Source organism: Algibacter sp. TI.3.09, assembly GCF_038154905.1.
Classification (GTDB): Bacteria; Bacteroidota; Bacteroidia; order Flavobacteriales; family Flavobacteriaceae; genus Algibacter.
In genome coordinates this window covers 55,531-67,974 of sequence record NZ_JBAKAN010000006.1, presented here as the reverse complement: position 1 = coordinate 67,974, position 12,444 = coordinate 55,531, and the positions used below count along the sequence as shown (strand labels likewise).

At 33.3% G+C, this 12,444-nt stretch carries 10 protein-coding genes; 8 read left to right on the top strand and 2 right to left on the bottom strand.

The features are described 5' to 3' along the window. The 7 genes from V6246_RS16045 to rpsU all read left to right on the top strand — a co-directional run bounded on the left by V6246_RS16045 (position 1) and on the right by rpsU (position 9,073). On the top strand, positions 1 to 894 hold the full coding sequence (locus V6246_RS16045) for a hypothetical protein (RefSeq protein WP_341561493.1): 894 nt from the start codon (positions 1 to 3) through the stop codon (positions 892 to 894). 1,037 nt (positions 895 to 1,931) lie between these two features. Then, entirely contained in the window at positions 1,932 to 5,078 is a 3,147-nt protein-coding gene (locus tag V6246_RS16040) for a SusC/RagA family TonB-linked outer membrane protein (RefSeq protein ID WP_341561492.1), read from the top strand. Between the two features lie 18 nt (positions 5,079 to 5,096). Beyond that, positions 5,097 to 6,560 (top strand): SusD/RagB family nutrient-binding outer membrane lipoprotein, encoded by a 1,464-nt coding sequence (locus V6246_RS16035; RefSeq protein WP_341561490.1) that lies wholly within the window; start codon positions 5,097 to 5,099, stop codon positions 6,558 to 6,560. A 33-nt stretch (positions 6,561 to 6,593) separates the two neighbouring features. Beyond that, on the top strand, positions 6,594 to 7,244 hold the full coding sequence (locus V6246_RS16030; protein WP_341561488.1) for an immunoglobulin-like domain-containing protein: 651 nt from the start codon (positions 6,594 to 6,596) through the stop codon (positions 7,242 to 7,244). A gap of 20 nt (positions 7,245 to 7,264) precedes the next feature. After that, a complete protein-coding gene (locus tag V6246_RS16025; protein ID WP_341561486.1) occupies positions 7,265 to 7,747 on the top strand; it encodes a lipid-binding protein in 483 nt (160 codons plus the stop codon). A 230-nt stretch (positions 7,748 to 7,977) separates the two neighbouring features. Then, positions 7,978 to 8,841 carry a sigma-70 family RNA polymerase sigma factor gene (locus V6246_RS16020; RefSeq protein ID WP_042499100.1) on the top strand — a complete coding sequence of 288 codons (864 nt, stop codon included), beginning with the start codon at positions 7,978 to 7,980 and terminating at the stop codon, positions 8,839 to 8,841. Between the two features lie 37 nt (positions 8,842 to 8,878). After that, the gene (rpsU, locus tag V6246_RS16015; protein ID WP_042499099.1) at positions 8,879 to 9,073 is read left to right on the top strand and encodes a 30S ribosomal protein S21; all 195 of its coding nucleotides are present in this window, start codon (positions 8,879 to 8,881) and stop codon (positions 9,071 to 9,073) included. Between the two features lie 63 nt (positions 9,074 to 9,136). Here rpsU and V6246_RS16010 read toward each other — a convergent pair whose 3' ends face one another. Next, the gene (locus tag V6246_RS16010; RefSeq protein WP_341561483.1) at positions 9,137 to 9,928 is read right to left on the bottom strand and encodes a DUF2797 domain-containing protein; all 792 of its coding nucleotides are present in this window, start codon (positions 9,926 to 9,928) and stop codon (positions 9,137 to 9,139) included. A gap of 43 nt (positions 9,929 to 9,971) precedes the next feature. Here V6246_RS16010 and V6246_RS16005 point away from each other — a divergent pair, with 43 nt between their 5' ends. After that, positions 9,972 to 11,495, top strand: a complete 1,524-nt coding sequence (locus tag V6246_RS16005; RefSeq protein WP_341561482.1) for a GH3 auxin-responsive promoter family protein — start codon at positions 9,972 to 9,974, stop codon at positions 11,493 to 11,495. Between the two features lie 44 nt (positions 11,496 to 11,539). On the opposite strand, the gene V6246_RS16000 is transcribed toward V6246_RS16005, so the two are convergent. Continuing rightward, positions 11,540 to 12,418, bottom strand: coding sequence for a MerR family transcriptional regulator (locus tag V6246_RS16000; protein WP_341561480.1), 879 nt, complete (start codon positions 12,416 to 12,418; stop codon positions 11,540 to 11,542). Positions 12,419 to 12,444 lie beyond the last annotated feature (26 nt).

Sequence of the window (12,444 nt, the reverse complement as noted above, 5' to 3'; positions counted from 1 at the left end):
ATGAAAAAAATTAAATTTATCAGGACATTTTTTGTTCTAGCTTTAGGTAGTTCTATTACCCTAAGCTCGTGTGATGCGTTATTAGACGACACAGAAACTGATTTTGGGCAAGGTCCAATATTGGCTCAATTTGAAAATACAACAGATGAACTAAATATTATTTTAGACCCTGCTGTAACAACTTTAGATTACCAAATTCCAATTACCTTTTTTGGAGGAAAAAATGTTCCTTTAGATAGAGATGTAACGGTTACTATTGCAGCTAGCGCAGATTCTCCAGCAAAAGAAGGTGTTGAGTTTGAATTAGGTGAAACTACATTTACAATTCCTGCAGGTGAAAAAACTGCCAATGCAGCAATTATTGTATTAACTGGCAACCTTGTTCCTTTTGATTTTAAAGATATCATTCTTGAAATCGTTGAATCATCAGAAGCTGTATCAGATGTTAACTCAATTGCTTTAACGTTAAAAGCACTTCCTGAAACTACATTAGCAGGAACTTATGATGTTGAAGTTGGACAGTATTGGAACTCAGGAAGTCGCCAAGGTGACTTCGGAGGTACCGTTTCTATCCAAGCAGTTTCTCCAGATTTATATAAGCATGTTGGAATTGGATTTTGGCCAGATGATAATGATTTTTTCTTCACAGTAGATCCTGACACTAACGTTATTACTGTTTTAGATAAAGATCTAGCAGGAGAACCTACATTATTAAATGGATCTCCAATTATGACTTGTGCAAAAAGTGTATTTGAAATGATTATTTGTGATGATACTACAAATAAACAAACACTTATGTCTGATGGAAAACACATTGTAGAATTAACTACAGGGTATGACAGAGGAACAGGTGCAACTAGAGAATTCTTAGAAAAACTAGTGAGACAAAACTAATTTTTCAATAAAGTTATATTTAGTAAATAAGCGGTCGGTAAACATCATGTTTACCGACCGCTTTATTTTATATCGTATTAAAAAAAAAAAAAAAAACCTTAACAATTAATATGTTACAATATCCTTACATCATTCACTATATCTACAAACAGTAATAAAGGAACATTTACTATAGCCATAGCAGATTATTACCTTAAATTGCTTTAATGATGTAGTTTTTAATTTAATGCCTACGAATGGTGTAAATCCAGTTAACACATCAGTTTCAACTTAATATCCAAACCAAGTAAATTTGCACCGTAGAAGTAAGTGGTACTCTTAATTTTAATTTTGATAGCTATGCAAGTGAAATATCTTATGAAATTCTTGACTTTGAAGGTCATAGCTGTTTCTGGTCCGAGTATAGCTTTTCTAGATTGAACTGCATCAACTAGCATCCCTATAACTTTATACGACGGGAGATGTTACAGCTAAATAATATATGGTGCATACGGAGATGACTTAGCTAGTCCAGAAGCATTTACTCTAACTCTCAACAATACAGAATACACTTCAAGAGAAGGTGATCTTGGAGGTTCAGATTTAACTTCATTTCAAGCTTTCAATTAAGTAAACTTAATCCATCTTAAAAAGGAGATTGATTTAAACCATTAATTAACATTAAAGATTATTATTCGTTATTAAAAAATAACAAATAATAATACTTACTTATCTTTTACAACCATTTACTATTTATTTAATAACAAGCAGTAAAACACCGAAATATTTCCTATTTAAATTTAAATTTGAAAGAAAAATATTCAACATTAATAGTAGAAAACATTATTCAAACAATTAGTAATTAGCTAAAAGGTATTAACGAATTATCAAATAAACCACTTAAATATTAACTTAACCTCAATCAAATTACATATTTCAACTCTTTCACTAGTATTTCTACAAAATCGTAACACAAAACAAGAATTTTAACCATTATTTATTGTTTTATTAACTTTTTATTGTGATTTTTGGCCCTGACTAATTCAAATAATTTTAAAATGAAAAAAAAGTTTAGTGGAATACTAACGCTGCTATTAGCGTTTGTTGTGCAACTTACGTTTGCACAAGAAAAGACAATTTCAGGAACAGTATCAGATGATTCTGGTTTACCGTTACCAGGAGCTACTGTCTTAGTTAAAGGTACTTCAACAGGTACTTCAACAGATTTCGATGGTAAATATGCAATTAAAGCAAATCAAGGTACTACTTTGGTTTTTAGCTTTATTGGGTATGCATCGAAAGAAATTGCTATTGGATCGTCCAATACAATTAACGTTACAATGGCAGAAGATGCAGCGGCCTTAGATGAGGTTGTAGTTACAGCTTTAGGTATTAAAAGAAACGCAAAATCTATTGGGTCTGCCGTTTCTACTATTAACAGTAAAGATTTAACAGAGGGTTCTCAAACAAACATTTCCGATGCACTTAAAGGAAAGGTTGCTGGTGTAGTTATATCAAACGCTAGTACTGATCCTGGTGCTTCATCAGGTGTTATTATCAGAGGATTTAGTTCTCTTAGCGGAAGCAATCAACCTCTTTATATCGTTGATGGTGTTCCTATCAATAATGGATCTACAAATAGCTCGAGCTTAAATGGGTCATACGATTTTGGTAATGGAGCCAACGACATAAATCCAGAAAACATTGAATCTATATCTATTCTTAAAGGAGCTTCAAGTACTGCTCTTTATGGATCTAGAGCTGCAAATGGAGTTGTTATAATTACAACTAAAACCGGATCTAAAGATAAATTAACCATTGAGTTCTCTACTCAAGCGACTTTTACAGATCTATTAAGAGCTCCTAACTATCAAACTGAGTTTGGACAAGGATGGAATGGCCAACATTTTTTAGGAGAAAATGGATCTTGGGGACCAAGATTTAATGACGAAGTTATTGTTTGGGGTAACGTAGTTAATGATTCTCAAAAAATCAAACCTTACTCTTTTCAAGAAGATCAATGGAGAAACTTTTTTGATATTGGAACGTCATATGTAACGAACGTAGCTATTTCTGGTGGTACAGGAGATACTACAGGTAGAATTTCTTTCAACAATACTACTTCAGATGGTATTTTCCCAACTTCTAATGACTCTAATGAAAGAAACACAATTACTGCTTCATTTAAGTCAAAAATGGATTTCTTAACTTATGGAGGAACATTAAACTATGTAGGAACACGTGGTTCTGGAATTCAAGGAGGGCAAGGTGCATCCGTACTTAATAACTTATTGCAAATCCCAACCGATTTTAATATAAATGAATTTAAGGATTATAAAAATGATCCTTTTAACAATGTTGACAATTATTACACCTCTTTTGGAATAACTAATCCATACTTTACTCTTAATGAAGATGGAGCAAAATTTAATCAAGAAAGAGTATATGGTGCATTTGATGTAACAGCTGCTATTACAGACTGGGCAAGCATAACTTATAGATTAGGTCTTGATTCTTCATCAAACAACATTAGAGTATGGAATGCTATTATAGATGCATCACCAGGAAGTCCTAATGATGGTTCTACAACTGAGCAACCAGGATTTTATGGAGAATTTCAAACATTTTCAAAACAAGTAAACCATGATATATTATTGAATCTTGACTTTGAAGTAAATGAGAATTTCGCTATCACTTCTTCATTCGGGTTTAACTATAACGACAGAACTTCATCTACATCTAACGCAAGTGTAACATCACAAGATATTCCTGATTTCTTTTCGCTTTCTAATTCAGCAGATCCTGTAGCAGCCTCATCATCAAGATCTAAAAGAAGATTATATGGAGTATTAAACTCAACTTCATTATCATACAAAGACATGTTATTTCTTACAGCTAACTTAAGGAATGACTGGTACTCTACTTTACCTCAAGAAAACAGATCTGTACTTTATGGTGGCGCAAATGCATCTTGGATAATTACTGAAACTTTCCCAAGTATAAAAAATGTTCTAAGCTATGGTAAATTAAGATTAGGTTATGGAGAAACGGGAGTTGACACAGACCCATACCAAATATCTCCTGTGAACGTATCAGGATCAACCGACAATCAGGGATTTAGATCTCTTAATTTTCCTGTAGGTGGATTAAATGCTTTTGAAGTAGGAAATAGAGCAGGAAATCCAAATTTATCTCCGGAAAGAAGAAAAGAATTTGAAATCGGTACAGAGTTGTCTTTCTTTAAAAACCGCATTAATTTAGATTTCGCATACTATAATGCGACTGTAGAAGATCAAATACTAAGCTTACCTTTAGCTTCTACGTCAGGATTTACCTCACAAACGGCAAACATTGGTACGATTTCAAACAAAGGTTATGAAGCCTTACTTACATTAGGTCTTTTCAGGAAAAAAGATGGATTTAATTGGGACATGGCTTTTAATTTCTCTACCAATGATGCAATTTTAGAAAAACTAGATGATAGAATAGAGCAAATAGCCCTTGGCGGTCTAGGTACTATTGGTTTTGTTGCTAGAGAAGGTGAACCTATAGGATTAATTGAGGGTAGTGTTCCTCAAACAGATTCAAATGGAAACATTGTTGTCGATGCCAATGGTATACCTATAGCTTCTCCAGAAAAAGAAGTTTATGGAGATACCCAATATGATTATTCATTAGGTATAAACAACAACTTTTCATACAAAGGTATTTCTTTAGGCATCTCCCTTGATATACAACAAGGAGGGTTAATGTATAGTCGTACGGCTGATATTACACGCTTTACAGGGAATTCTGTGACAACAACAATAAACGACAGAAACGCATATGTAATACCTAATTCTGTGCAAGTAGCTGATGATGGCAGTTTTGTAGAAAATACTACAGCGATAGATAGCCAAAATTGGAACAGCTATTATAGCGCTACTGCTACGGAAAGAGATAATGTAATTGATAAATCTTTCGTTAAATTGAGAGAAGTTACTCTAGGATACAATTTCTCAAAAAAAATAATACAACATACACCTTTTGAATCTTTATCATTTACGGTTGTAGGAAGAAACCTTTTACTATTCACTCCAGAATCAAATCAATACATAGACCCTGAAGTATCAACATTTGGAACAGACTTAAGTGGTCAATTTGGTGAATTTAGCGCGAGTCCAAGTACTAGAAGTATTGGTTTTGTACTTAAGGCGAAATTTTAATAAATAAAAAAAATAAAAATGAAAAATATACTAAGACTTCTTTTTTTCTTTATACTTATCACTTCGTGTGAGGATAACTTGAATATAAACGATAATCCAAACACTCCGGTGGATGTGGATAAAAGTTTTGTTTTAACAGCAGCCCAAGGTTCTTTAGCCACAGGTATGGGTGGACAATTAGCAAACCTTGGAGGTTTTTTAGCTCAATATCACACACAACCACCAAGTGCAGCTCAATATCTTTCTATAGACACTTACAACATGAACGTTGATTTTTCTGATAGATTATGGAATGAACTTTGGGCAGGAGCATTGAACGATTTAAACTTTGTAATGTCTGAATCTGAAGCTGAAGGAGACACAGGATCTTTCTTAATAGCTTCTCTTTTAAGAGTTTATACACTACAAGTCTTAACCGATTTATATGGTGATATCCCATATTCTGAAGCACTACTAGGTTCAGCAAATATTACTCCAAATCCTGATTTTGGAGGAGATATTTATACTGGTTTAGTCTCTGAAATTAACACTTCTTTAAGCAAATATTCTAATACCCCTGTGCAATCTACAGTTGGAGCTCAAGACGCCGTTTATAATTCAGATATGGACGAATGGGTTAAATTTGCTAATACATTAAAATTAAAGTTGTATATTAGAATGGCTTATACATCTCAAGCTGATGCTTCTGCAGTAACTCAACTTTTAGCAGAAAATAATTTTATCACTTCTGACGCCAAATTTGCTATTTATGAGGATTCTCAAAACAAAGCAAACCCTTTCTATGATGTGCAAATCGATAATCTAGGAGACGTAAACAATATAGCCAGTAAATCGTTACTTAGTTTCCTGCAAAATAATGGAGATCCCCGTGATGCAGCTATATATAGAAAAAACGACGATGACCCAGCTGTATTTAGAGGTATTGATCAAGGAGATCGTGATAATTACACGGCTGAAGTAGCTAAAGCTTTTTCTAGACCTAATATTACCGCAACTACTCCTGTTTATTTCATAACAGTAGCAGAAAGCAATTTCCTTCAAGCAGAAGCTTTAATTAGATATTCAGGAGGTACTGGAGCTAAAGAAAAATATGATACCGGTATTGTAAATTCATTTTTAACTTATGGTTTAGACCCAAGTTTAGCCAATCCATTAATAGATACTGGAGGAGTTTACGAATATGTTCCTTCTGGAGATATTGAAACAGCACTAAGACAAGTAATGATACAAAAATGGGTATCCTTAGCTAACGTAAATAATATAGAAGGTTTCTTTGAATCAAACAGAACTCAATATCCTGAAACCGTGGCCTTAGGTGATGAAGATTACACTCTAGGTAATTTCGTAGCTTCTGTAGGATCGGTATTAACAGGTATACAAACTCCTAATACACTTTTTTATCCAGATACAGAAATCACTAAAAATCCTAACATTACTCAAAAGGCTTCACTTACCGAAAAAGTATGGTGGGATCAAAAATAAATGAAAGTTTTTTTTAATATAAAAAATTAAATAATGAAAAATAAAAATAAAATTACAAGAATTGTATCAATACTCTGCTTGTCAATTGTTTTAGCTTCTTGCTCTGAAGCTAGGTTAATAGAGTCTGAAATCACCATTTTCCCAAGTTTTGAAATTGATGAAGTTTATTCAACTATTCAAACAGGTTCTTCTTTTACAGATTCAGGAGTAAAGGCATTAGCAGGTGAAACAGAGTTAGATTTTACAACATCTGGAACGGTAGATACAAGTACACCGGGAGTATATAAATTAAGCTATGCAGCAACTAACTCTGACGGCTTTGATGGAACCGCTTTTAAATATGTTACCGTAGTAGATGATCCAGCTATCATTGCTGCTAACGATTTAAGCGGTACATATTTTGCCGGTAATGATCCATCTCGCGTTATGACTGTAGTCAAAATTGCTGATGGCAGGTATGAGGCAGATGACATATTACCAAATAATAGCATTAAAGTATTTATGATCCAAATATCTGAAACAGAATTAATAATACCGAGACAATCAAGCGGTTTTGGTGATATTGTTGCTGATCCAACTGATGAATCTGGAAGTAGTGGAACAATATCAGCTACCGGAGATATTGCCCTCGAAACATTTATTGGATGTTGCGGAATATTTTCTCGTAATTTCGTTAAACAATAATTAATTAAAAATTTAGACTTATGAAAAAAATACTTAAACATATTATTGTAATACTATGTGTTACAGCCTTTATTTCTTGTGATACAGAAAAAGGTTATGAAGATTTCACTATAGAAGAATCACCTGTTAAAGCTGTTTCTGGGGATTGGATTGTCGAAATTTACAGAGATGGAGTTTTAGACGGAGTAGACATCATTACTACTTCTAATACCTCCGAAAATATAGCAACAGAAATGTTACTTGATGACAAAGAACATGGTTGGGGTTTATTAACTAAAGTGTCCCTTGATTTAGAAAATTTAACATTTTCTGGAACAGATTTACCTGAGTTATATTTCGGAGTAACAGTAACAATTGATGGTCAGTTTACAAAAAATGGTGGCACAACTCCTTTAGGAGCTACGACTGACGCAATATCATTTACTGCTGTTTTTTCCGATATACCAACGGAAGTATGGGAGTATAAAGGCTATAAAAGGTCTGGATTCTTGGAAGATCAATAATAGACAATTTATCCTTTTTAAAAATAAAAAAGCCATTTCAACATGAAATGGCTTTTTTATTTTCATTATAGTATCCGCTTAAAATAATTATTATTTCATACTCACTTCTATTTATTATAATCTTATCTATTATTATCAGTATCTAAAAATTTAAAAGATAAACCTCTAACAATTAGGTTTTCTCGCCAAATTAGTTATATTATCCTTTAGTATAACTTTAAAAACACTACATGAGGCAATTAAAAATTACGAAACAAGTTACCAACCGCGAGTCAAAATCCCTAGACAAATATCTTCAAGACATTAGTAAAATACCACTAATCACTGCTGAAGAAGAGGTCGAACTAGCCCAATTAATCAAAAATGGCGACCAAAAAGCTCTAGATACACTCACAACCGCTAATTTAAGGTTCGTAGTTTCAGTCTCAAAACAATATCAAAACCAAGGTCTAACTCTACCCGATTTAATCAACGAAGGCAATGCTGGCCTAGTGAAAGCGGCGAAACGTTTTGACGAAACCAGAGGGTTTAAATTTATTTCTTATGCCGTTTGGTGGATTCGTCAAGCAATTCTTCAAGCTTTAGCTGAACAATCTCGAATAGTTAGATTACCTTTGAACAAAATTGGCTCGATTAATAAAATTAATAAAGCCTATTCATTTTTAGAACAAGAGAATGAAAGACCACCAAGTGCGCAAGAAATTGCAAGCAAATTAGATCTTTCATTAACCGATGTTAAACAGTCTATGAAAATATCTGGGCGCCATGTTTCTATGGATGCTCCTTTTCAAGAAGGTGAAACATCAAACTTGTATGATGTAATGAATTCTAGCGAATCGCCTAGACCAGATTCTGGTTTAATGCAAGACGCTTTGAATATAGAAGTTAACCGTGCTTTAAATTCCCTTTCGGAAAAAGAAGCAGAGGTTATTCGTCATTATTATGGTATTAGTAAAAAACAACCTATGAGCCTTCAGGAAATTGGTGACTCTTTTGGTTTAACACGGGAACGTGTAAGACAAATAAAAGAAAAAGGTATTCGTAGATTACGACAAACCTCAAAAAGTAAAGTATTAAAAACGTATTTAGGATAAGCCTAAAACTTAAAATCAATTAATTAAAAGAGTATCTATGTTAAAGATTATTGTAAAAGATGGTGAAAATATAGAGCGTGCCTTAAAACGCTACAAAAGAAAACACCGTAACATCAAAGTGATGCAAAATTTACGTGAAGGACAGTTTTTTACTAAACCATCTGTAAAAAGACGTCGTCAAGTTAAGAAAGCAGCTTACATTCAAAACTTAAGAGACCAAGAAGAAATTTAGTCTTTACTTAGTTTGAAGCTTATAAAAAATCCCATTCGATTATGTCGTAATGGGATTTTTTAATTATACGGATATTTTTACTACTATACCTTCGTTAGATCGTATATTAAATACGGTTTCATCATCAAAAATGAGGTACTGCCCTTTTATACCGACTAACTTCCCTGTATATTTTAGTTCTTTTTTAATATTTAAACTTTTAGGTTTAAGCGGATATTTATCAACCGGGAAGTCTAAATGTGTTTCAGTATTGTTTTCAATAAAATACTGAGCAGCTTCATCTGGGATATATTGCTTTAAACGATCACGCCATTCTACTAAATTCTCGTCTTCATTATCGTTTTTAAGCATTTTACGCCAGTTTGTCTTATCTGCTACGTAAGACTTTAAAGCAACCTCTGTAACGCCCGCTAAATACCTATTAGGTACTTCTACAATTTCCAATGCTTCGTGTGCCCCCTGGTCGATCCAACGTGTAGGCACTTGCGTTTTTCGCGTTACCCCAACTTTTACATTACTAGAGTTCGCTAAATAAACAATATGTGGCTGCAATTGCACACGTTTTTCATATTCCAAATCGCGATCTTCTTGCCCCAAATGCGCTGTGCTTAATTCCGGTCGCATAATCCAATCTCCCGTTTGTGCGGTATTATAAAAACATTGCTTATCATAGCCTTGGCGGAATATTGGTTTGTCTAATCCACAATTTAAACATTGGTATTTTACAAATTCAATAGATATCGTTTTTCCTAGTAATTGATTCATATTTATAAAATCAGAATCAAAAACCAAATAATACTGAATCGGGTTAGAAAATTCGGTTTCCATTTTTGTCAAAACACCTTGGTAAGTCATAAAAAAAAGTCTTATTTTTAAAAAATTAAAGATAAAAATAATTATGCCAATCCCTATAGTAAATTCAATTGCTTCTTGGTTTTTAAAAAAACGATTTCATCAAATAGAATTGTTCCTAAAATATCCAAATGAAGTTCAAAATGAATTACTACAAAGCCTACTGTACACGGCTAAAGACACTGAATTAGGTAAACAATACGATTTTAGGTCTATAAAAAATTACAAAACATTTTCCGAACGTGTACCAATCAAAAATTACGACGGATGGCAGGACATTATAGATCGATCGCGTAATGGCGAGAATAATTTATTTTGGCCAACACCTATAAAATGGTTTGCTAAATCTAGCGGCACAACCAGAGCTAAAAGTAAATTTATACCTGTAAGCGAGCAATCTCTAGAAAATTGCCACTATGCGGCGAGTAAAGATTTGCTTTGTATGTACTTAAATAACAACGAAGATTCACAATTATTTACAGGCAAAAGTTTACGCTTAGGAGGAAGTAAAGAACTCTCTAGGCAAAACGGCACCGTATTCGGAGATTTATCGGCTATTTTAATTGACAACATGCCATTTTGGGCAGAATATAGCAGTACTCCCAGCAACAAAGTCTCTTTAATGAGCGATTGGGAACACAAAATGCAAGCCATTGTAAACGAAACTATAAATGAAAAAGTAACAAGTTTAGCTGGTGTCCCGTCCTGGATGCTTGTACTTTTAAATAACGTTCTAGAAACTACCGGAAAACAAAGTTTACACGAGGTTTGGCCAAACCTAGAAGTCTATTTTCACGGAGGAGTGAGTTTTACGCCATATAAAGATCAGTACCAAAAAATATTACCTCAAAAGGATTTTAAGTATTATGAAATTTATAATGCTTCGGAAGGTTTTTTCGCTATTCAGGATAGAAATGATTCGAATGAATTGTTACTAATGCTAGACTATGGGATTTTTTATGAATTTATCCCTATGAACATTTATGCCACATCCGAAGAAAAAGCAATTCCGTTAAGCGAAGTTGAGTTACATAAAAATTACGCCGTTATAATAACAACCAATGCCGGATTGTGGCGATACAAAATTGGCGACACCATCAGGTTTACTTCTTTAAGTCCTTACAGGATAAAGGTTTCTGGCCGCACAAAACACCATATTAATGTTTTTGGTGAAGAGCTTATTATAGAAAATGCAGAAGAAGCTCTAAAAAATGTGTGTGCTAAAACTGAAGCCGAAATAGTAGATTATACCGCTGCCCCTATTTTTATGGTAGGAAAAGAAAAAGGTGCGCACCAATGGCTTATAGAATTTAAAACCCCGCCTACAGATATCGATTACTTTAATGAACTTTTTGACAATGCGTTGAAAGCTTTAAATTCAGATTATGAAGCAAAGCGTTATAATAGTATTACTTTAAATAAACCAAAAATCACCATAGCCAGAAAAAATTTATTTCACGATTGGCTTAAACAAAATAACAAACTTGGTGGTCAACATAAAGTTCCACGACTTTCAAATACTAGAGATTACATCAATGAACTTCTGGAATTAAATGTTTCTTATGTTTAAATTTATTTTAAGAAAACAAGAAACCCTACTTCCTGCTTATAAACTTAAGCAGGTTTTATTGCCTTTAAATTCTTAATTAAATCATTTGGATGTGATAAGTAGATAATTCTTTTATCATCCATAATACCTTCTAAATTTGTTGGATTACCAGAAATAAGTAAAGGCACATCTCCTTGCTCTAGTATCGCTTCAACTTTTACTTTAGCGGGTTGCTCTGTTGGTGTTACAAACATAGACAACATTAAGTTTGGCTTTACTTCTTTTATAACTTGTTTAATATTTTCCGTAGGCACATCTTGACCTAAGTAGTATACACTCCATCCCATTTCTCGGGCTATATAATACGCAAGTAAAAGTGCTATTTCATGATATTCATCTTCAGTTAAAAACATCAATATACTTGGCGCACCTTTTGGAGGATAAGCAAGAACATCAATTGAAGCGAACATTTTCCGCTTAATTAAATTCGAAATAAAATGTTCTTGAGCTGGCATTACTTTATTAATACCCCAAAGCACTCCTACTTGATTAAGAAAGGGATATACTAATTCTGTTACTGTTGCCAATAAACCCTTTTTAACTATTTGAGTTCTTAGCACGTCATTAAAAGAAACCTCGTCCATATCGAGCATACTAATAACGAGCGCACTAATTTCATCTTCATAATTTCCTTCAGTAATTCCATCAGAAATGGTTTTATGAATTTCATCATCCGTCATTTTATCAATCTTAGAAATGCGGTAACCATTCCGGGTCAGGACAGCAATATTCAATAATTTCTTCAATTGATTATCAGAATAATAACGAATATTAGTATCTGTACGTTCCGGGTCCAAGAAATTATATCTAGTCTCCCACTTACGCAAAGTATGTGCTTTAATACCAGTTAAAGCCACTATTTGTGCCATTGTATACTTGCTCATGTCTAAATATTTACTACACAAACTTA